We start from the raw sequence: 21,165 nt of genomic DNA, 5'->3' as shown, positions 1-21,165 counted from the left end.
TCGAGTTGATCGAAATTATGCTGCATCGATGAAATCAGGACAGTATACCTAATTTTATTGTTGGTCTACATAAAAGGGTTTGGTAAAAAAGACGAATCATTATCATTCTACGCAAGTAACTCTAAAGCTCATTAAACGCAAAATGAATAAAAACTGCCCATTCTGTAATATTGTAGATTTAGATAGCGCGGGGCGCATAATCATGCAGAATGATCATGCTATCACTATCCATGATGGTTACCCCATCAGCAATGGACATACGCTCATCATTCCTAAACGTCACTCATCTTCGTTTTTCGATGCCTCTCCCCATGAAAGAGAGGCTCTTTTATCTCTCATTGATATGGCAAAACTAGAATTGGATAAAGAGTTCCGCCCGGACGGCTATAATATTGGAATTAACGACAGTCCAACAGCAGGGCAAACTATTCCTCATCTGCATATCCATTTGATTCCCCGTTATAAATACGATGTCGATGACCCAAGAGGTGGAGTCCGTTGGATTATTCCTGAAAAAGCAAAATATTGGGATGATTGAAAGTATGACTGCATCTCCAAATGACAAAAAATATCTTTGTGCTGGAGCAGATGACCCGTTCTTGCCCAAATTACTAGATAAGATTAATCATGCTATTCAGATAGATATGGCGGTTGCTTTTATACGCACTGCTGGGCTGAACTTAATTTACCAGGCGCTAGAAGACGCACTGAAACGAGAACAGCCTGCAAAACTTCGCTTGATTACTGGTGATTACCTCGAGGTTACAGAGCCACAGGCACTTCGGCAATTAATGCTTTTGCAGGAATTAGGTGCAGAGGTAAAGGTATTTGAGAGCAAGGGACAGCAGAGTTTTCACATGAAAGCTTATATTTTTATTGCGCAGGATGAAGCTGCGGCTGAAAGTGGTAGCGCTTTCGTTGGCTCTAGTAATATAAGTAAAACCGCATTGACTGATGGGCTAGAATGGAATTTAAGAGTTGATAGTATTGAAAATGAGTTACGATTTAGAGAAATAAAAAAGGAGTTTAAGAGGTTATTCGTGATCGGTAATTCTATCCCACTATCGCATGAGTGGATTGATGGCTATCAAGTACGATATCAAAACACACAAATATCTCACAAACCAGAGCCAGTCGACCCTCCAGAGCTACCACCAGTTCCAACAGATGCACAGTCTGAGGCCTTAGATGCTTTACATCAGACCCGCGAACAAGGTTATCAGCGTGGTTTAGTTGTACTAGCAACTGGGATGGGTAAAACTTGGCTATCTGCCTTTGATGCTAAAGCTATGAGTTCAAAGCGTATATTGTTCGTTGCGCATCGCGAGGAAATATTAGATCAAGCTGAACGGACTTTTGTAAGAATTTTCCCTGAATCTAAAGTAGGGCGCTATACGGGACGAGAAAGCCAAGTAAATGTAGATATGATGTTTGCCTCTGTACAAACCCTTGGAAAGATTAGGCATTTAGAAAAGTTCTCGGAAGATCATTTTGATTATATTGTTATTGATGAGTTTCACCATGCGGCAGCGCGTACTTACCTGAAATTATTAACGCACTTTAAGCCGCGATTCTTGCTCGGATTAACAGCGACACCAGAGCGTACGGATCAGGTGGATATTCTTCATCTGTGTGATGACAATCTGGTCTATCGTCAGGGATTGGCCGATGGTATCGATAAACAACTGCTTTGTCCGTTTCATTATTATGGCATTGGCGATGAGCATGTGAATTACCAAGAAATACCCTGGCGCAATAATCGATTTGATCCCGAAGCGTTGATCAATCAATTAGCCACCCAGGCCAGAGCGAGACATGCCTTAACAAAATGGCATGAATTACATCAGAGCCGTACTCTGGCATTTTGTGTTTCACGCCGACATGCGGATTTTATGGCGGAGTATTTCAACCGGCATGATGTTCCGTCCGTTTCGGTGCACAGTGAGTCAGAAATAAGACGTAATGAGGCTCTGGCACAACTGACTCGTGGTGAGGTGTCCGTAGTCTTTTCAGTTGATTTGTTCAACGAAGGAGTGGATGTCCCAGCGATTGATACCGTGATGATGCTTCGGCCGACGGAATCTAAGATATTATTTCAGCAGCAGTTAGGTAGAGGCCTGCGTTTTAGCCCTGAGACCGATAAAAGCCATTTAGTGGTGATTGATTTTATTGGCAACCATATTAGTTTTTTTAAAAAAGCCGAAGCCTTATTTCAATTGGCATCAAACAATAGTGCAAGACGCGAGTTTGTTGACCAAGCGGAGGCGGATGAGCTTCCTTTACCGAAGGGGTGTTTTGTTAACTATGACATCAAGGCCATTGATATTCTTCGTGAGTTGGTAAGTACCCGTATCGATACCCAATTAGAGATATACCGTGGTCTTCGTGAAAGTCTAGATCGCCGTCCCACCTTGTCTGAATTTTATATGGGAGGCGGGGCTTTTACGACTGTACGGCATGAGCATGAACAGTGGTTAGGCTTGGTGGCCTCAGAAGGCGATCTTGATACTGTTGAACAAGTAGTCTTTGAGAGATACAAGGACTTTTTTCGTGAAGTTGAAGTCACGCAAATGACGAAGTCATTTAAGATGATTTTATTGGGAGCATTCATCGAATTAGATGGGTTCATTGGAAATGTCAATCTCAATGACTTGGCTAACAAGTCTTTTGAATTATTGCGTCGTAGACGCCAGTTACTCAGAGATTTACCAGACGAGTTTCGCGATGTGTTAACCCTTGATGAGAAAAATAGTAGAGTATGGTTAGCCTATTGGAAGAGAAATCCAGTTGCAGTATGGACGGGAGCCAATCGCAACGGTGCTAAGGCATTTTTTACCCAACAAGAAGACAGTATTTGCTTTAGCCAGGAGGTACCGCCGGAGCAGGTAGAGGCTATTTCTTGTATGACGCAGGAGTTACTTAATTTCCGTCTTCTGCAATATGAGTCGCGTGATGAGGAATCATCAAATGTGAATGTACTGCCAAGTTCCGAAGAAGAAAAGCATCAGGTACCATTCTTTTCAGACTTAAAGATTGCTTGTGGTTATTTTCGGACTAGTGAGCACAGTTCAGAGAAGATTGAATACATTGCTTTGCCTCTTAGCTATGGTCACTTAGATCCTGCAAGTCACTTTATTGCGCGGGCCTCAGGTGATTCCATGAAGGGTACAAAAAATCCAATTAAGGATGGAGACTATCTACTCTTAGAGCTAATTCGCAGTGACAAGGCTGGCAGTCTCAGTAGCCAAACCATCGCTATTGAGCAGCAAGATACTGCTGGGGGTGATCAATACCTTCTACGTGATGTAAAAAAGCGACCGGGTGGGCGGTACGATTTAATTGCGCGAAACCCCGCTTATCCAATATTACAAGCAAGTAATGAGATGCGAACTTTCGCGCGCTTAATAACGGTTATTGATCCACAATCCTTAGCTCTGCACGACTCATTCATGCGCGAAGAAATCCCGCCGTTATTCGGCTATGAATTTAACCCCGGATCATGGCAGGCAGGACATGTCAGAATCCGAGATTCTAAAGATCAATATCTACTAGTTACACTAAATAAACAGGGCAAGCTGAAAGAGCATCAATATCACGATTATTTTATCGATAAAAGTCATTTTCATTGGCAAAGCCAAAATAGTACGGCCCCAAATGGTTCTAAAGGTGAGGGGATTGTTAATCATGTTCGAGATCGAGGTGATGTACACTTGTTTGTTCGAAAGAATAAGCTAGAAGGTAAAACTGCTGCACCGTTTATATATTGTGGGAAATTAGTCTATGAAAGTCATACTGGGGCTAATCCTATGAGCGTGGTATGGCTGATGAATGAACCGCTCACAGATGAGCTTTTTGAGTATTTTAGGTTATAAGTAGATAATAAGCGATAGGATAAAAATGGTCGGTGACAAATGCTAATACGAATAATTTTCGGTTGTCACCGACCATTTTGGTTCACCTGACTGAAATTTCTATCATACCGTCCTTTTAATAACCCGAAATACCCTCCAGTCACAAGAGATGAACATCTCGTCCGAAATTAGGGTCTGGTCTTGCCTTTCGAGAAGCAAACTACAAGACCTGCCCCCGGCGTGCAGATTCAAGGGGATTTAAAGCGAAGTTTTGATGCAGCTTTGACTATAATGGGTAAGATAGCCTGTTAATTTCGGCAAGGAGAGACCAGATGAGCGAGACCATCCACGACCAGTACCAGAAAGCCGCCGCCATTAATCGTTCACGACAAAAATATGGAACGATTGCCGAAATCGGCGCCGGCCAGGAAACAGCCCGCTGGTTTTTTCGTGTCGGTGGAGCAGCCGGCACCATTGCCAAAACCATGTCAGCCTACGATATGACTTTTTCTGATGCGATTTATGGCAGCGCTCCGCGTTATGTCTGCCGCGAACGTTTACAGGCCATGCTCGAAGTCGAATACAACCTGTTACTGGAACGCCTTGCTACGACACGCGGCAGTGATACAACTTTTTTTGCATTCGCCAATACCGTCTCTGCCCGCAGCTACAGCCATAAAAAGGATGGCCAGGGCTGGCTTGGGATCCGCTTCCAAACACAACCCAACCAGCCGCCTTCCCGGATTGAGTTACATGTTAACCTGCATGGTAAAAGCAATTTACAGGATCAGGAGACCCTGGGTTTACTCGGCGTCAATCTGATCTATGGTGCGCTGATGTTACACGAGGATCCGACGACTCTGCTCAGCTCATTACAGGATAATGTTCATGCGGACCAGGCGGAACTGGATATGATTGACTTCTCAGGTCCGGCATTTGCCCGGGTAGATAATCGCCTGATGGCTCTGCAACTGGTCGAACAAGGCATGAGTGATGCTGCCATGTTTACTGCTGACGGGCGAGTTGCCCAGGTAGCCGATGTGCTCTGGCAACGCCCGGTTTTAATTGAACGTAGTCGATTTCGTCCACCAACACATCTGACCGTTGATTTACTTGAAAAAACTCGTCAAACCCTGACGCGTGAAAACGATATTGATGATAGCAAACTGGTCGTGCTTGCCGAGATGACCTTGAATAATCTTTGCGAAGAAGATGGCGAGTGCGTGGATGCCAGTGATTTTTTGAATCGTGCAGACATACTGGCTGCACTGGGTATGAACGTATTAATCTCCAACTACGGTGAGTACTATCGCCTCGCTCAGTACCTGTTCCGCTACACCCGGCAACCGATCGCCATTGCAATGGGGCTGCCCTCATTGTATGAGCTCTTCGACGAAAAGCATTATGAAGATCTATCCGGAGGAATACTCGAAGCTTGTGGCCGCCTGTTTCGTCATGACCTGCGTCTGTATGTCTGTCCAATGCACGATCAGACCAATGGTAATTTCATTGGTCTGGACCAGTTTCGACCGGCAGAAAACTTACAAAACCTTTTGGCTCATCTGAAAGAAAATGGCTATATTCACGGATTAGAATCTATACCAACTGAATACCTGAAGATCTACTCACATGAAGTCTTACAGGAATTACAGGCTGGAAATAAACAGTGGGAATCCAGCGTACCCGAAAATGTTACAGAACTCATCAAGTCAAAACGCTTGTTTGGGTTTGCAACAGAATAGCAGGGAACAGACCACGGCTTTTATTTAAACTTGACGGGCATATAATCACGGGGTCGGGTAACAGTAAATATAAAAGGTTACCGACACGTTTAAGTAAGAGTCCCTCATTGTATGACGCTATTTTCTTTTGAACCCCTGCGCTGATATAGAGTCTTATTCACAACGCCTCCGTTTGCATGGCATAGTGAAGATCAGATTAAACAGTGTCTAATTACCCTATGAAAAATCAAGTATTGCAGGAATCTGCCCCCGGCATCTCGACGCTGGAGGATCTCGCAGAATGTGCGGATTACTCCTTCATGGATACACTCAATCGCGATCCCGAGGCGAGTGAACACGGGGCGGATCATGATCCGCGTCAGATCTCTTCGGGACATTATGTCCCGGTTAAACCCACGCCCATCGAAAATCCCGAGTATGTCGCGCACAGCCGGGGCTTTTTCCAGGAACTGGGCCTGGCCGACAGCCTGGCCGAGTCGGCCGATTTTATGCGGGTGTTCAGCGGCGATCTTTCACAGGTTCCGGCGCCGATGCGCCCGGTGGGCTGGGCCACGGGTTATGCCCTTTCCATCTTCGGCACCGAATACACCGCGCAGTGCCCGTTTCGGACCGGTAACGGCTATGGGGATGGTCGTGCCATGTCGGTGCTTGAGGCGGTCATTGGTGGTCGACGCTGGGAGATGCAGCTAAAAGGAGGCGGTCGCACGCCCTACTGCCGCGGCGCGGACGGTCGCGCGGTGTTGCGCTCGAGTGTTCGGGAGTTCCTGGCCCAGGAACACATGCACGCCCTGGGGGTGCCGACCTCCCGGTCGTTGAGCCTGTATGTGTCGAAAACGGAGACGGTCGATCGACCCTGGTATTCAGAAGGTTCGCACTCGTTCGAACCCGACCGAATGGCCGAGGAGAACGTGGCGATCTCGACGCGCGTTGCCCCGTCATTCATTCGGGTGGGCCAGCTTGAGCTGTTTGGTCGCCGGGCGCGCAAGCAGGAACACCCTGATGCGCTGGCGGAACTGGAGCAGCTGGTGTTGCACCTGGTCGACCGTGAGTACGCGGATGTCATCGACCCGAGTCTGAGTACCCCCGAGAAGGTGGTCCTGCTCGCACAGGAATTTCGTAGCCGCCTGACCTCGCTGGTGGCCAACTGGATCCGGGTCGGTTATTGCCAGGGCAATTTCAACAGCGATAACACCCAGGCCGGTGGTGTGACCCTGGATTATGGCCCGTTTGGCTTCATGGAGGTCTTTGATCCTTACTACCAGCCCTGGACAGGCGGCGGGGAGCACTTTGCGTTCTGGAATCAGCCCGTGGCCGCCGAACGTAACTTCGAGAGTTTCTGTACCGCGTTGCGGCCGCTACTGGAATCGAATCACAAGGCGACGCAACAGCTTGACGAGATTCGAAACGGCTTTGCCAACGTGATGCAGGAAGCATTGCAAAAGATGTTTGCGGCCAAACTGGGGTTGGAGACGTTGGACGTCGACCTGTTCAATGAGCTTGCCAACCTCATGCTGCAAACCTCGGTCGATTACACCCTTTTCTTTCGCGAACTCTCATCGATACCGGGTGATATTGGCCCGCTGAAAAAGAGCTTCTACGGCCAGTTGACTGACGAGCTGGAACAGCAGTGGTCAGAGTGGCTGAGCCAATGGCAGTCGCGGCTGGGCGATGAGCCGGGCACGCTGGAAGATATCACCGTACGAATGAAACGCGTGAATCCCAAATACACCTTGAGGGAATGGTTGCTGGCCCCGGCTTATCAGCAGGCGGCCATGGGAGACTACACGCTGATCAGAGAACTGCAAGACGTGATGACACAACCTTACGCCGAGCAGTCGAAAGAAGTGGAAGAGAAATACTATCGCCTGAAGCCCCCCGAGTTCAGTGAGCTCGGCGGGGTGTCGCATATGAGCTGCTCGTCATAACAAAGGGCCCGGAATGCTTTTTAAATCGAAAACTGACAATGATGTTTATCTCTCTCGTCAGGATGTGAACGATCCCCTGTCGAGCTATTCCAGGTTCGGTTTTCATCTGGACGAGGCGGATTGGCCCTCAGTGGAACATTATTATCAGGCAATGAAGTTCGAAGACGAGGCCATTCGAGAAACCATTCGCCAGGCCCCGCACCCCATAGATGCTGCGAAACTTGCAAAGCAGAATAAAAAACAGATCCGCAAGGACTGGAAGAAAATCAAGTCAACAGTGATGACGCGCGGTACCTACACGAAATGCCGAAGCCATGAGGAAGTGGCCCGTGCACTGCGAAAAACCGGTGATCAAAAGATCGTCGAGAACAGCCTGTATGATTATTACTGGGGCTGCGGTCGGGATGGCCGTGGTGAGAACATGTACGGCAAGATACTCATGGATATTCGGGATAAACTCGCTGAGTCGTAGCATGAGCGGAGTCTGACCCGCGTGCCAGTCCGGCCTGGTGTCGGTGACAAGAGTAGGCAATCAGTAACATTTTCAGGCTAATCCATCATCTCCGGTCTTTGCCGAGCTGCGTGGTCTTGCGATCAAGACTTTCGGGATGGTGGATGTGATTCGTGAGGCTTTGGTGCCGTTTGATAAAGCGATAGAATGCGCCTTTATCTATGGCTCGATTGCCAGGGGTGAGGATACGGCCAGCAGCGATGTGGATCTGTTTGTGGTCTCTGAATCGGTTGCCTGCTCTGACCTCATGAGTCTGTTAGCAGAAACGGATGAGACATTGGGAAGGGAGATCAATCCAACAATTTATGCCAGGTCAGATATAAGAAAGAAAATCATGGATAAGAATGCATTCTTAACACGGGTAATGGAACAACCCAAAATCTGGGTGAAAGGAAGCGCCGATGACATTACAGAATTTGGACAACCTGGTAAAAATCAAACAACTCAAAAAGGAACCGCCTGATCAGGCGGAATTTGAAGGGCTGGTCGCATCAAGCGAAACGAAGGCTAAAGGATGCACAGGTAGAAGCGTTATCCGAGGAAAGCCGGTTTTTATTGGCCTACGATGCAGCACACACGTTGGCTACCGCTGCATTGCGTTGGCATGGTTATCGCTCCGAGAACCGTTACCTGGTATTTCAATGCACCCAGCATACCGTTGGGCTGGATAAAGCAAAGTGGCTCGTGCTCGACAAATGTCATAAACAACGTAATTTAGCCGAGTATGAAGGGCAATTGGATGTGAATCGACAGTTGCTTCTGGAATTGACTGAAATAACAACAGAGCTTTTGGAGTTAGCCGAAGCGCTGGGGCCAGTAAAAAATGAATAGCTATGCATCAAATTACTACAGAACGCCCTTTGAATACTCCCGGTAATCCCCCGGTAATCCCTGATGAAAGCGCCCCCGGCATCGAATCCCCAATCGTTATCTGACCTGATCGCCAGCTGTATGCTGCGCGATCAGTTCCGTTTTCGTCGGCGGTTGAAGAAACTCCGGCAGTCAAAGGGTAAGACTGACGCTGCCGAATCGCAATGGCAGCAACTGGCCGCGGATATCCAGGCCTCGGCGTCGCGACGTGCCCGGCGACGGGTCGGGCTGCCGGTACCGACTTACCCGGAAAATCTGCCGGTCAGTGAGCGGCGCGAGGATATCCGCGAGGCAATCGCACAGCACCAGGTGGTGATCGTGGCCGGGGAGACGGGCTCGGGCAAGACGACCCAGTTACCCAAGATCTGCATGGAGCTGGGGCGGGGCGTGGCCGGGATGATTGGCCACACCCAGCCGCGGCGCCTGGCGGCGCGCAGTATTGCCAGCCGGGTGGCTGACGAGCTGCAGACTGACCTGGGTGAGGCGGTAGGCTACAAGGTCCGGTTCAAGGACCGGGTCGGTCCGAATACGTATCTGAAACTGATGACCGACGGGATCCTGCTGGCCGAGATCCAGGGCGATCGGTTCCTGAACGAGTACGATACCCTGATTATCGACGAGGCCCACGAGCGCAGCCTGAATATCGATTTTCTGCTGGGTTATCTCAAACAGCTGTTGCCGAAGCGGCCGGATCTGAAGGTGATCATTACCTCGGCAACCATCGATACCGAACGCTTTTCCCGCCATTTTGACAATGCCCCCATCATCGAGGTCTCGGGCCGCACGTACCCGGTCGAGGTGCGATACCGGCCATTGCTGGAGAGTGAATGTGCTTCAGGCGATGACGACAGCGACGCGACCACCCGGGACATGCAACAGGCCGTGCTGGAGGCGGTGGATGAGCTGGCGGCGATCGATACCGAGCAGGGCAAAAGCCCGGGGCATATCCTGATCTTTTTCAGTGGCGAGCGGGAGATCCGCCAGGCGGCCGAGGCGCTGCGCAAGCATCATCCGCCGCAGACCGAGATACTGCCGTTATATGCCCGACTGAGCGGCGCGGAACAGAACCGGGTGTTCAGCCCGGCCAAACACCGGCGCATTGTGCTGGCGACCAATGTCGCCGAGACCTCGTTGACGGTGCCCGGTATCCATTACGTGATCGACACCGGCACGGTGCGGATCAGCCGCTACAGTTATCGCAGCAAGATCCAGCGCCTGCCCATTGAGCCGGTGTCGCAATCCAGCGCCAACCAGCGCAAGGGCCGCTGCGGTCGGATTGCCGAGGGCGTGTGTATTCGCCTCTACTCGGAGGCCGACTTCAACGCGCGGTCCGAGTTTACCGACCCGGAGATCAGGCGCACCAACCTGGCGGCGGTGATTCTGCAGATGGAGGCCTTGCGGCTGGGGCATATCGAAGACTTCCCGTTCATCGAGCCGCCGGATGCCCGCTACATCAGGGACGGTTACAAGCTACTGCATGAGCTGGGCGCGGTGGATGAACACGAGAATGTCACAACACTGGGCAAGGAACTGGCGCGCCTGCCGGTGGACCCGAAGATCGGTCGCATGTTGATCGCCGCAAGGCAGTTCAACTGCCTGCAGGAGCTGTTGATCATCGGCAGTGCGCTGAGTGTGCAGGACCCGCGGGAACGCCCGGCCGACAAGCAGCAACAGGCTGATGAGCAACACCGGCTGATTTATTTCCCGCCGGAAGACCAGGAAGCGGATAACAACGCCAACACACCCAAGCATAAACAGAAAAAAGACCAGAGAAATCAAATCAAGCCAAAGTCCGACTTCCTGTTTTATCTGAATTTATGGCGCCTGTACGAGGAGAAGCGCAAACACCTCAGCCAGAACAAGCTGCGCAAGTTCTGCAAGCAGCATTTTCTCTCCTACAACCGCATGCAGGAGTGGCGGGACATTTACCAGCAGGTCTATACACTATTTAAAGAGCAGGGCGTTCGGCTCAATACCACACCGGCCGGGTATGACGACATCCACCGGGCCTTGCTGTCGGGCCTGCTGGGCAATATCGGTAACAAGGCTATCGAGTCCAACGAGTTCCATGGCGCGCGCAATATCCGCTTTCATATTCACCCGGGCTCGTGGCAGGCCAAAAAGCCCCCCAAATGGATCATGTGTGCCGAGCTGGTGGAAACTACCCGCCTGTACGGGCGCATGGTGGCCCGGATAGAGCCACAGTGGGTGGAAGAACTCGCGGCCCATCTGCTCAAGCGCAGTTATTCGGAGCCTCACTGGCAGAAGAAACCGGCCCAGGTCGGCGCCTTCGAGCGCACCACCCTGTACGGGATTACGATCTGCCCGAAACGGCGAATTAACTATGGCCCCATCGACCCGGTGCTGGCGCGGGAGATCTTTATCCGCGAGGCCCTGGTACAGGGGGACTATGAGACCCGGGCGGCATTCTTTAAATATAACCAGTCGGTGATCGAGGAGATCGAATCGCTGGAGGCCCGGGGCCGGCGCCGGGATATCCTGGTGGATGAACAGGCGTTGTTCGAATTTTACGACGCGCGTATTCCAGAGGGGGTTTACAGCGGCAAGGCCTTCGAGAAATGGCTCAGGACCGTGCAGCAGACCCACCCCGAAATACTCTATCTGCAAAAAGAATCGTTGATGCGCCATGAGGCGGAACACATCAACGAGCAGCAGTTCCCCGGGTCCATGCAGATCGACGGGGTCACGCTGGATCTGGATTACCACTTTGAACCGGGCCATGCCGAGGACGGGGTGACAGTCATCGTGCCGCTGGCCATCCTGGGGCAGTTACGCGAAGCGTCGTTTGATTACCTGGTCCCCGGCTTGCTGCGTGACAAAGTGATTGCGCTGATCAAGTGTTTGCCCAAGGCGCTGCGCAAGCAGTTCGTGCCGGTACCCAATTATGCGGATGATTTTCTGGCATCAAATGATGATCGCCATCGGCCGTTACTCGACAACCTGGCCGCGCACATGCAAAAGATCAGTGGCACGAAGATCGACCGGGATGCCTGGCAACTGGATAACCTGCCGGAGTTTTATCATATGAACTTCCGCGTGGTCGATCAGGACCACCAGGTGCTGGGCGTCGGCCGGGATCTGGGGCAGTTGCAGCAGGAGCTGTCGACCCTGAGTGAAGGCGTTCTGGCCGAACTGCCCACATCAAGTATTGAAAAGCAAAACATTACCCGGTGGGACTTCGGGGAGCTGCCGGAGGTCGTGGAGCTGGAACAACACGGCCTGACCATTCGCGCCATCCCGGCGCTGGTGGACGATAGCGAGGATGGCGAGAGTGTATCGGTGCGCCTGTACAGTGATCCCGAGCAGGCAGCGGCCGAGCAGCGACCGGGTCTACGCCGGCTGTTCCGACTGGTGGCCCGCAAGGAGATGAAGTACCTGCGCAAGAACCTGCGCCACATCGACAAGATCCAGTTGTTCTATACCTCGATCGGCGACAAGCAAAGCCTGTTACAGGATCTCATCGATGCCATTATCGATGAGGCTCTGCTGGAGGATATCGGGGATATTCGTTCACAGGAGGGGTTCAATCGTCGGGCGGGAGAGGCCAAAAGCCAGTTGATGAGCGTGGCGAATGAAATCTGTGATCGGCTGTACGAGATCCTCGAGCAATACCATCACGTCGCCAAACGTCTGCAGGGCAATATTCCCCTGGCCTGGTTCGACGCCGTCAGGGACATCCGCCAGCAACTGGATTGCCTGGTCTACGAGGGTTTTATCAGCACCACGCCGCGACAGTGGCTGAAGCACCTGCCGCGCTATCTCAAGGCCATTAATTTGCGACTGGACAAGCTGGAACGCTCGCCGGCGGCGGATAAACAACGTCAGGGCGAGATACAAAAGCACTGGAACCGGGTGTATGCGCAGATCGGCGACGCGCCGCAACAAACGCTCAGCCCGCAGTGGGAGACCTACCGCTGGATGGTGGAAGAACTGCGCGTGTCCCTGTTTGCCCAGGAGCTGGGGACCTCGGTGTCGGTTTCGCCCGGGAAACTCGATCAACAGGCGGCGCGGCTTTAGCGAATTGCCGATACCCTGTTGCTATATCCGGCCTGCCCAAAGAGAGTCGCCCCGGAATTCGCTGCTGTCATCCGGGCACAGGTCACTGGATAGCTGGCCGGATAGAATAAAAGGATATCGGGTATTCGAGTGAGCCCGGTTCGGCGGCACGGGCGAGCCGGGACCGGATAGTGATATTGATCGCCTGCTGGAATTTAAAAGGGGCAGAGAAAATATACTGGTGAGATTATACCGCCATTGTGCTGTTTTCCCGGCTTCACAACCCGTCGTCGATAAAAGGTATGGATGGAATAAATTTCAGTCACGTTGGCCGTTAAACTGAAGATTATTCACCGCCGCTGGAAAGCGGGTAGCGCATCAAACCCACGCGGCAGGCAGGGCTGAAGTCATTTGCCGGCCAGCTTATACTCGATTCTCAAAGTTATCCACGGTATCGTTCAACGATGTTTGTATTCGTCTTACTCTCGTTCACAGGGCATGATCTGCTCAGATGAAATTAAATGCTGATCTGACCCTGAGGGCCACGGCCAATACTCATCAACTGGAATGGGAAACCTCGCCGGCCAGCGGGGTGTGTCGCCTGCGCCTGGAGTGCGATGAGGATCACCCACCCGTTGAGCGGGTCACGACGGTGGTCAATTTTGCCCCGGGCAGCGCCTTTCCCGGTCATGTGCATGGCGGGGGTGAGGAGTTTTATGTGCTGGCGGGGACGTTCTCCGATCAGCATGCGGATTTTCCGGCCGGGTATTATGTGCGTAACCCCAAAGGCACCGGCCATGCGCCCCACAGTAATGAGGGCTGCACGATCCTGGTCAAGCTCTGGCAGATGCATCCTGATGATCGGCAACAGCTTGCGATCGATACACGGGACGAAAATCTGTGGCAGCAGCATGCGCGCTATTCGCGTTTGCCCCTGTTCGATGCGGACTATGAACAGGTGGATATGCTTGAGCTGGAGCCCGGTTTTGAACATCGTTTTGAGTATGAGGGTGGCGTTGAATACTTTGTGCTGGAAGGCGCATTTGACGATGACCAGGGCAATTACACACAGGGCAGCTGGTTACGACTGCCGGCAGGTTCGAACCATCGTGTTCGTGTGACTGAACCCTGCCGGGTATGGCGCAAGCAGGGCCATTTACTCCAGCCGGTGTCATATCTTGAGCCGTGATGCTGTGATCATTATTGGCGCGGGCTTGAGTGGCCTGTACCTGGCCCATCGTCTGCAACAACAGGATTACCCGGTTACGTTGCTCGAGGCCCGCGACCGGCTTGGCGGGCGCATCATGTCAAAAAAGATCGATGCGCACCAGCATGCCCGTATCGATCTGGGTCCGGCGTGGGTCTGGCCACAGATGCAGCCGCGCCTGAACCGTCTCCTCGAAGAGCTCGGTGTCGAAGTCTTTGCCCAGTATGTCGACGGAGACAGCTTGCTGCAGGCATCGGATGGCGGTGTGCAGCGACATCCCGGCCCTTCGCCGCATAGCCAGTCCTGCCGTATCGTCGGTGGCGCGCAATCCCTGGTCGAGGCGCTGGCGATTAATTCGGACATAACGATTCATCGCAATACGACGGTACGCGCGATCGATGCCCGTGCACAGACCATCACGGCCCGGAATCAGGACGGGGCCATCGAGTTCAAAGCCGACAAGGTGATCTCGGCCTTGCCTTTGCGTTTGCTGGCAGAGTCTGTGCAGCTGGCTCCCGATGTGGCCGCCAATATACGCCATGAATGGCAAGCGGTGCCCACCTGGATGGCCGGGCATTGCAAGATACTGTTCTTGTATGACTCGCCGTTCTGGCGCGAGCAGGGATTGTCCGGCGAGGCGTTCAGTCAGCGTGGCCCGTTGACCGAGATCTATGACGGCTCGCCCTTGGTCGCCGGGGACGAACCGTCAATCTGTGCCCTGACCAGCTTTGTCGGGCTCAACGCCTCGCAGCGCCGACAGATCGGTGAAGGGCCCTTGATCGAGGCCAGCCTGGCCCAGCTCGAACAGCTGTTCGGGCCGCAGGCCAGGACAGTCGACAGGGTTATTGTGAAAGACTGGAGCGCCGAGGCGCAGACCACCACCGCGGCGGACCTGGTCGGGGTACATCAGCATCCGCATTACTCCCCGGCGCTGCCGCGGCAAGTGCTCGATGGCTATCTGAGTATTGCCGGCACCGAGGCGGCGCCGGAGTATGGCGGGATCATCGAGGGCGCGCTGGAGAGCGCCGACGAGATACTGCGGCTGTTCAGGCTGCCGACATAACGTACCTTTATATACCTTTATATATAAGTGTCGATATCCCTGTTAACCCCGCCTGCCCTGATTCGGATGGGGGCTCGCTGTTTGCCGCCCCGGGCTTTCACCTGATGGGCTGTCAGTCATCGCGCGCTCCATGCCACGGCTGTTAACTAACGGTGCAGAGTCACTATTCTGGTGCATCGGCGCCCCCTCTGCTGAGGGTAACTCGCTGGCGGCGAGATACCGCTTTATATGTAAAATCAATCACCTGGAACGGGGCTTGCGCCTGGCCGGCAACTGGCACGGTACTTGAACGACTATCATCAAATCGTCATGATTTGAGCCCAGTATTATGTACATGATAGTTAGCAATCTTCGGCTGGTTGGCGCATGGTAACGGTATCCGGGGTGCCGCGACGTCCGGTGATCCTGATGATCCTGGACGGCTTCGGGGTCAATCCGAGCAAGCAGCATAATGCGGTGTTCGAGGCGCCGACCCCCAGCCTGGATCGCTATTTCTCCCATTATCCGCATACCCTGCTCAATGCCTCCGGGCAGGCGGTTGGCCTGCCCGACGGCCAGATGGGCAACTCCGAAGTGGGTCATCTGGCGCTGGGCGCCGGCAGCCTGGTTCGCCAGGATATCGTCACGATTAATGATGCCATCGGCTCCGGTGAGTTTTACGACAATCCCGCGCTGCTATGCGCGCTGGATCAGGCCAAACAACGACAGCGACCCCTGCATCTGCTCGGCCTGGTGTCGGACGGCGGGGTGCACAGTCATATTGATCATGTCCATGCGTTGATCGAGGCCTGCCATCGTCACGGGGTGAAGCCGCAGTTACACATGATTACCGACGGCCGCGATACCCCGCCGCAGTCGGCACTGAATTATCTCAAACCTTTGATGGCGGTGCTGAACACGAACGGCGGCATCATCGGCAGCATCATGGGGCGTTACTACGCCATGGATCGCGACCATCGCTGGGAACGGACCGAGCTGGCCTGGCGGGCGCTGGTCAAGGGCAAGGGCGAAAAGGCCGTATCAGCCGAGACGGCCATCCATGCGGCATACCGGCACGGCGATACCGACGAATTCATTCAGCCTATCCTGCTGCCCGGGTTCGAGCCGATCGAGCAGGGTGACCCGGTGATCAGTTTCAACTTCCGCAAGGACCGGGCGCGGCAGATCGTCGCGGCACTGGGCAGGGATGACTTCACCGGATTTGATCGGGGCGAGGCGCCGCTGGCCGACGTGACCTGTATGATGCCCTACAGTAAACAGGATTCATTCCCCTACCTGTTCGATCCGGAACAACCCGCCACCACCCTCGGGCAGGTGATCAGTACTCTGGGCCTGGCGCAGTTTCATTGTGCCGAGACCGAGAAGTATCCGCATGTGACTTACTTTTTCAACGGCGGACGCAGTGCGCCTTACCGGGGCGAGTCGCAGTTCCTGGTGCCGTCACCGAAGGTGGCGACTTACGATCTCAAGCCGCAGATGAGCGCCCCGGAGATCGCCGATGCGGTGATCCAGGCGATCAGTGGAGGGCGTTATGCGTTCATGGTGGTTAATTTTGCCAACGGCGACATGGTCGGCCATACCGCCAAACGCCATGCCGTGCTGGCTGCGGTGAAAACCCTGGACGAGCAGGTCGGGCGGGTGCTGGATGCGGCACACAATGCCGGTTACTCGGTGGTGCTGACTGCGGACCATGGCAACTGCGAGGAGATGGTGGACCCGCTGACCGGCGAACCGCACACCCAGCACACCACTTACCCGGTGCCGTGCCTGGTCATGGATGAAGACAACTGGAAGCTCTCCTGCACCGGGGTGCTGTCCAGCGTGGCCCCGACCGTGTTGCAACTGATGGGCCTCCCGCAACCGGCAGGGATGACCTCGCCGTCACTGTTGCTGACCTCGAGCAAACGGCTGCCGCGCAAGGAAGACGATCACTCCCTGCAGGGCGTGGCCTGAGCGGGCAAACTGCTGTTTGTTTATACCTCATGCCCCTTCGCTGAGGCTGGAGGAGGACGGGGTAGCCAGCCGTCAGCGGATAAAAACCAAATCAAAGTTATTTCTTTTCCAGTTTTTCCACCAGCTTTTCCAGTTGCTGGGCTACGGCATCCCAGACTCCCATCGGCCCGGCCTGTTCGATCTCCTCTTCTTGCCAGTCTTCGGCCGGGATCTGTTCAATCTTTTCCAGATGGGTGGCGAGTTCCTCCCGTCTTTCGGCGAGTTTGTTCAGTTCGGCTTTGTGTTCGACACTTTCGATCTGTTTTTGACGGGCCCGTGCCAGGAGTTCGTCCAGGCGTTTCAGGCGGGCTTGATAGCGGCCGAGGTGGTCGGAACGAAGGTTGACATCATTCATGGAGACTCTCCCGTTGATTGCATGCATCTTCTGTCGAAACATGATGGTGTGGGATGCTTTATTCAAGTATAGACACTGCTACGCTCAGGGCAATCCAGAGTGAAACGGAGTGTCAGGAGATAATCATTGGTGAAACAAACCCGGTCGGCCTGATGAAAGACACTGAATGTGCGGCGCATTCATCTGGAACAAGAACAGGGGATGGAGGTCATAAAGATTATGAACGCCTCTGCTATATCTTATCTCAACTATTCCCTGCCGGTCGGTCCGGCCCGGTGGTATGAACTCATTTGACCTCGATAACCTCCCCGATGTTCGTGACGGCCTGACCCGCAAAGAACGGATCGTGTTGTACTGTATCCAGCAGATACAAAAGGAACTCAACGGCCGGAACGCCCCGACCGCCATGCTTTATGGTCGCGTGGTGGAGCATGTTGATATGAGTGAAGCCGAGTTGCAGGCAATCCTGCAGCATCTTATGGACGCCGGATAATAAAGAGTTTTACCATTGCTCTGTATTACTCTGTCCCGGACCGGGATGGCCACAATTGCCTGGTAATTTATGAAACTGTTTGTTTATTCTTTTGTTTCGCTGATCGTTATAGTTGGCGTGATGCTGATTGCATTGTCCGTTACCTCGCGTAAACAGCCCGAGCTGGGCCTGGTGGATGGCCAGTTGCAACCCTGCCCGAAGACACCGAATTGTGTCTGCAGTGAATATCCATCGAGCAGTGCCTGGATTGAACCGTTGAGCTATCCCGTCCCGGCGGAAAAGGCCCGGACCAGGCTTGAACAGGTGATCGAGGAAACCGGCGGGGAGGTGACTGCCAAAAAGCCTGATTATCTGCACGCGGTTTATAAGACCCCGTTGTTACGTTTTGTGGATGATGTGGAATTCCGGCTGGATGCCGCACAGGCGGTCATTCATGTGCGCTCGGCGTCGCGGGTAGGCCATTCCGATCTGGGGGCTAATCGCCAGCGGGTGGAAAATATCCGCAAGCGGTTTGCTGAGAGTCGATAGTGCTGTGCCCCGGTTCTTTTATCCTTTCTCACGCTAGCTGAACGGGAACGGGCAACCGTTACATCGCAGTGGCTGAAACGCTGTTAGCGGTAGAAGCCGATTTTGCCAATACACAGATCGGCCCGAAATTGCCGGCCAATCGCCACCAGGCCGATCCGCTCCAGGTGGGTGATGTCGAATTCGGTGCTGATGCGGTGGGGTTCGAAGTCGGCAAAAGGCAGGAAGATCGTTTGCCATTGAGGTGTGGCGGTAAAGGTCGCGCGATAGGATTGCCAGGGCAGCCAGATATCGGCGGTACGCAGATGAACATTGTATTGCTCATTGTTGCCATACACCTCGAGCATCAGTCCGGTATAGGCCGAGACATCGCGCAATACTTCATTGGACAGGTCCAGGCCGATCTGTACAAAGCCACCGTTGTTCTCCAGGCTGACATCACCCTGCATATGCAGGCAGGGCTGCCCGTCAACTGTATCCGGATTGAGCTGACCCTGCGAGACACCTCCCATGACCTGGTCGGTGATCAGGCGCCACTGGTTGCCGGAGCTGGCATGGCGATTGCCACTGTCACGGGTATCGATGTAGTTGATGTCTTGAGAAGCCATAAGGTTTACCGTTTGTAGAAATAACAGTATTGCAATGATAGCGTGACGCTGCTGTTTGTTGGGTGTCATGGTGAGTCTTTGCCGCAGTCGCCCGGATTTTGGCCCATCTCGTTCTGGCGCATGGGCATGCCGTCGATCAGGGCAAAAATCCCATCCAGGTCGGGTACCTCATACAGCCGGTATTTCTCGCCACCGTCCTTGCCGATTAAAATGACCGCGAATCGCCCGGGTTCGATTCCGTAGCGTTCGCGCAACTCGGCAGCCGTTTTGCTTGTAACAGGCTTGTCTGCCAGGCGACTCTGTCCCTGTGCGACAAACTCGCCGAGGATTATCTGCCGATCGTCCAGTTCACAACGATGTTGATCCAGTCTCGTACGGGTTTGTTGCAGGCGCGGGTCGTCGCTGTCCGGGGCGAAGAGCAGCAGCGGTCGGTTTTGCCATTCATAGTCCGACAATTGACCCGCTGTGAGAGTGCTGGCGATGCCATACAGTGCAAGCAGTATCAGCGCTGATGCCAGCCAGCGACGAAACGGGTGGCACATTGTTGGTATTACCATGGCAGTAGTTCTCCATCGAAGGCCCGGAATTTTCCCGTCTGCTCGGGGCTGAGATTGTCGAGGACATTCAACAGGGCATTGACGGTATAGACAGGCGATTGCAGTTGCCCTGGTGGAACATGGCGTTGAAACGGTTTGGACAGGGCCGTATCCGTGGTGCCCGGATGCAGAGCGACGACGGCAACATTGGGCAGGGTGCGCTGCCATTCGATCGCCAGGGTTTTGAGACCCATGTTGAGCGCGGCCTTGGAGGCACGGTAACTGTACCAGCCGCCCAGCCGGTTATCTTCGATGCTGCCCACTTTGGCGGAGATGGTGGCGAAGATCGCCGGTCGCTCGTGTTTGAAACGGGGCTGCAGGTGCTTGGCCAGCAAAAAAGTGGGCAGGGCATTAAGAGTCATGTTCTGCATGAAAAACGCCGGGTCGAGGCGGCGGATGCTTTTTTCGGGACCCTGTTCGGGATCGTGCAACATGCCGACAGCATTGATCAGCCAGTCGATCTCGCCCAGGTTCTGCGCCCAGCGCTGGATAGCAGTCTCATCCGTGATATCCAGCGGGTGCCAGCTGACGATCGGGTGATCAAATGGTGGTGGAGTGCGATAGTGGGTGGCATGGATTGCACTGATAGCGGGTCGGTCCGCCAGGACTTCGACAAAAGTGCGACCTATCCCGCCAGAGCCGCCAATGATTACGATGTTCATGGAGTCACCGGGTTACTTATCCAATGCGCGTTGTAGTTGATTTCTGTCAACGGAACAGGGGTCAGTTGATTCTCAACAGTGATTGACCGGCGGTGTGAGACTTCGTTCCCGGCTAACGTGGGTTGTTGATGTTCCCATAAAGCTATTAATAGTATTTAAGACATGACGGCTGTGGGATTACCCGCTACAACACATCGATGAATAGTCAAAGTCTGTCATCCCGGAGCAGGCATGTCCATGAGAAACAGACGGGCCGTCAACGCATTAAATGTTGCATAAATGTCACATGGTTGAAAAAACTGTCGAGTTGTTTATCGTTGTCTTTTCCAGGTTTATTAGTCAGGGAGATAGTTATGCAAGTCAGCGAAGCGGTTCGCACACGACGCGCCATTAAATGGTATGACCCCGATCACCAGATGCCGGAGGAGACGTTTAACCAGTTGATGGAGCATGCGATCCTTTCTCCCACTGCGTTTAACATTCAAAACTGGCGTTTTGTGCGCGTACGCGATCCCGGACAGCGCGAGGCGATTCGAGCCGTTGCCTGGGATCAGGCGCAGGTGACCGAGGCCTCGGAGCTGCTGGTGCTGTGTTTCGACAACAAGGCCTGGGAACATCAGCCGCAACGTTACTGGCAAAATGCTCCGCAGGAAGTTCAGGATATGCTGGTGCCGGCAATCGACGGTTATTATCGGGGTAACCCGCAGGTGGAGAGGGATGAGGGCATGCGCTCCTGCGGGCTGGCCGG

Annotated in this window: 18 protein-coding genes; 14 read left to right on the top strand and 4 right to left on the bottom strand. The window is 53.5% G+C overall.

Translation table 11 applies throughout. The annotated features are described in order from the left end of the window. The first annotated feature begins 142 nt into the window (after positions 1-142). The 11 genes from R6U90_RS04135 (at position 143) to gpmI (ending at position 17,139) form a co-directional block, all read left to right on the top strand. Positions 143-538, top strand: coding sequence for an HIT family protein (locus R6U90_RS04135; protein ID WP_410351404.1), 396 nt, complete (start codon positions 143-145; stop codon positions 536-538). Continuing rightward, positions 471-3,872, top strand: coding sequence for a DUF3427 domain-containing protein (locus R6U90_RS04130; RefSeq protein WP_410351403.1), 3,402 nt, complete (start codon positions 471-473; stop codon positions 3,870-3,872). Before R6U90_RS04135 ends, R6U90_RS04130 begins: the two co-directional genes overlap by 68 nt. Positions 3,873-4,183: 311 nt before the next feature. Then, complete coding sequence (locus R6U90_RS04125) at positions 4,184-5,593, top strand: TonB-dependent receptor (RefSeq protein ID WP_410351402.1); 1,410 nt, start codon at positions 4,184-4,186, stop codon at positions 5,591-5,593. Between the two features lie 218 nt (positions 5,594-5,811). After that, the gene (locus R6U90_RS04120; RefSeq protein ID WP_410351401.1) at positions 5,812-7,518 is read left to right on the top strand and encodes a protein adenylyltransferase SelO; all 1,707 of its coding nucleotides are present in this window, start codon (positions 5,812-5,814) and stop codon (positions 7,516-7,518) included. Between the two features lie 13 nt (positions 7,519-7,531). Further along, positions 7,532-7,990 (top strand): NADAR family protein, encoded by a 459-nt coding sequence (locus tag R6U90_RS04115; RefSeq protein WP_410351400.1) that lies wholly within the window; start codon positions 7,532-7,534, stop codon positions 7,988-7,990. 136 nt (positions 7,991-8,126) lie between these two features. Next, a complete protein-coding gene (locus R6U90_RS04110) occupies positions 8,127-8,492 on the top strand; it encodes a nucleotidyltransferase domain-containing protein (protein ID WP_410351399.1) in 366 nt (121 codons plus the stop codon). Between the two features lie 11 nt (positions 8,493-8,503). Beyond that, complete coding sequence (locus tag R6U90_RS04105; protein WP_410351398.1) at positions 8,504-8,860, top strand: hypothetical protein; 357 nt, start codon at positions 8,504-8,506, stop codon at positions 8,858-8,860. 63 nt (positions 8,861-8,923) lie between these two features. Then, entirely contained in the window at positions 8,924-12,937 is a 4,014-nt protein-coding gene (gene hrpA / locus R6U90_RS04100; RefSeq protein WP_410351397.1) for an ATP-dependent RNA helicase HrpA, read from the top strand. Positions 12,938-13,427: 490 nt separating this feature from the next. After that, complete coding sequence (locus R6U90_RS04095; protein WP_410351396.1) at positions 13,428-14,105, top strand: cupin domain-containing protein; 678 nt, start codon at positions 13,428-13,430, stop codon at positions 14,103-14,105. Continuing rightward, a complete protein-coding gene (locus R6U90_RS04090) occupies positions 14,095-15,186 on the top strand; it encodes a flavin monoamine oxidase family protein (protein ID WP_410351395.1) in 1,092 nt (363 codons plus the stop codon). The genes R6U90_RS04095 and R6U90_RS04090 overlap by 11 nt, the downstream gene beginning before the upstream one ends. Before the next feature lie 366 nt (positions 15,187-15,552). Continuing rightward, positions 15,553-17,139 (top strand): 2,3-bisphosphoglycerate-independent phosphoglycerate mutase, encoded by a 1,587-nt coding sequence (gene gpmI / locus R6U90_RS04085; RefSeq protein ID WP_410351394.1) that lies wholly within the window; start codon positions 15,553-15,555, stop codon positions 17,137-17,139. Positions 17,140-17,236: 97 nt separating this feature from the next. Here gpmI and R6U90_RS04080 read toward each other — a convergent pair whose 3' ends face one another. Then, positions 17,237-17,533, bottom strand: a complete 297-nt coding sequence (locus R6U90_RS04080) for a hypothetical protein (protein ID WP_410351393.1) — start codon at positions 17,531-17,533, stop codon at positions 17,237-17,239. Positions 17,534-17,813: 280 nt separating this feature from the next. Between R6U90_RS04080 and R6U90_RS04075 the strand changes: the two genes are divergently transcribed. After that, positions 17,814-18,026, top strand: a complete 213-nt coding sequence (locus R6U90_RS04075; protein WP_410351392.1) for a hypothetical protein — start codon at positions 17,814-17,816, stop codon at positions 18,024-18,026. Positions 18,027-18,095: 69 nt separating this feature from the next. Continuing rightward, the gene (locus R6U90_RS04070; protein ID WP_410351391.1) at positions 18,096-18,554 is read left to right on the top strand and encodes a DUF1499 domain-containing protein; all 459 of its coding nucleotides are present in this window, start codon (positions 18,096-18,098) and stop codon (positions 18,552-18,554) included. Positions 18,555-18,637: 83 nt separating this feature from the next. Here the strand turns inward: R6U90_RS04070 and R6U90_RS04065 are convergent, their stop codons facing one another. The 3 genes from R6U90_RS04065 to R6U90_RS04055 all read right to left on the bottom strand — a co-directional run bounded on the left by R6U90_RS04065 (position 18,638) and on the right by R6U90_RS04055 (position 20,417). Continuing rightward, a complete protein-coding gene (locus R6U90_RS04065) occupies positions 18,638-19,159 on the bottom strand; it encodes a CIA30 family protein (protein WP_410351390.1) in 522 nt (173 codons plus the stop codon). 65 nt (positions 19,160-19,224) lie between these two features. Next, entirely contained in the window at positions 19,225-19,716 is a 492-nt protein-coding gene (locus tag R6U90_RS04060; RefSeq protein WP_410351389.1) for a DUF4174 domain-containing protein, read from the bottom strand. Beyond that, a complete protein-coding gene (locus R6U90_RS04055; protein WP_410351388.1) occupies positions 19,710-20,417 on the bottom strand; it encodes an SDR family NAD(P)-dependent oxidoreductase in 708 nt (235 codons plus the stop codon). The genes R6U90_RS04060 and R6U90_RS04055 overlap by 7 nt, the downstream gene beginning before the upstream one ends. Positions 20,418-20,770: 353 nt before the next feature. Between R6U90_RS04055 and R6U90_RS04050 the strand changes: the two genes are divergently transcribed. After that, a partial coding sequence (locus tag R6U90_RS04050) for a nitroreductase family protein (protein ID WP_410351387.1) occupies positions 20,771-21,165 on the top strand: 395 nt, incomplete at its 3' end.

Origin of the sequence: Thiohalophilus sp., from assembly GCF_046483665.1 — a bacterium.
Taxonomy (GTDB): Bacteria; Pseudomonadota; Gammaproteobacteria; order UBA6429; family Thiohalophilaceae; genus Thiohalophilus.
The sequence above is the reverse complement of the archived record's forward strand: the minus strand, read 5'-3'. Positions and strand labels throughout refer to the sequence as shown.

Bases quoted from the DNA above. Each gene is read 5' to 3' on its own strand.
- R6U90_RS04060 (WP_410351389.1), bottom strand. From the start codon at position 19,716: ATGGTAATACCAACAATGTGCCACCCGTTTCGTCGCTGGCTGGCATCA.
- R6U90_RS04110 (WP_410351399.1), top strand. From the start codon at position 8,127: ATGGTGGATGTGATTCGTGAGGCTTTGGTGCCGTTTGATAAAGCGATA.
- gpmI (WP_410351394.1), top strand. From the start codon at position 15,553: ATGGTAACGGTATCCGGGGTGCCGCGACGTCCGGTGATCCTGATGATC.
- R6U90_RS04055 (WP_410351388.1), bottom strand. From the start codon at position 20,417: ATGAACATCGTAATCATTGGCGGCTCTGGCGGGATAGGTCGCACTTTT.
- R6U90_RS04075 (WP_410351392.1), top strand. From the start codon at position 17,814: ATGAACTCATTTGACCTCGATAACCTCCCCGATGTTCGTGACGGCCTG.
- R6U90_RS04065 (WP_410351390.1), bottom strand. From the start codon at position 19,159: ATGGCTTCTCAAGACATCAACTACATCGATACCCGTGACAGTGGCAAT.
- R6U90_RS04135 (WP_410351404.1), top strand. From the start codon at position 143: ATGAATAAAAACTGCCCATTCTGTAATATTGTAGATTTAGATAGCGCG.
- hrpA (WP_410351397.1), top strand. From the start codon at position 8,924: ATGAAAGCGCCCCCGGCATCGAATCCCCAATCGTTATCTGACCTGATC.
- R6U90_RS04070 (WP_410351391.1), top strand. From the start codon at position 18,096: ATGAAACTGTTTGTTTATTCTTTTGTTTCGCTGATCGTTATAGTTGGC.
- R6U90_RS04130 (WP_410351403.1), top strand. From the start codon at position 471: ATGTCGATGACCCAAGAGGTGGAGTCCGTTGGATTATTCCTGAAAAAG.
- R6U90_RS04095 (WP_410351396.1), top strand. From the start codon at position 13,428: ATGAAATTAAATGCTGATCTGACCCTGAGGGCCACGGCCAATACTCAT.
- R6U90_RS04120 (WP_410351401.1), top strand. From the start codon at position 5,812: ATGAAAAATCAAGTATTGCAGGAATCTGCCCCCGGCATCTCGACGCTG.
- R6U90_RS04125 (WP_410351402.1), top strand. From the start codon at position 4,184: ATGAGCGAGACCATCCACGACCAGTACCAGAAAGCCGCCGCCATTAAT.
- R6U90_RS04115 (WP_410351400.1), top strand. From the start codon at position 7,532: ATGCTTTTTAAATCGAAAACTGACAATGATGTTTATCTCTCTCGTCAG.
- R6U90_RS04080 (WP_410351393.1), bottom strand. From the start codon at position 17,533: ATGAATGATGTCAACCTTCGTTCCGACCACCTCGGCCGCTATCAAGCC.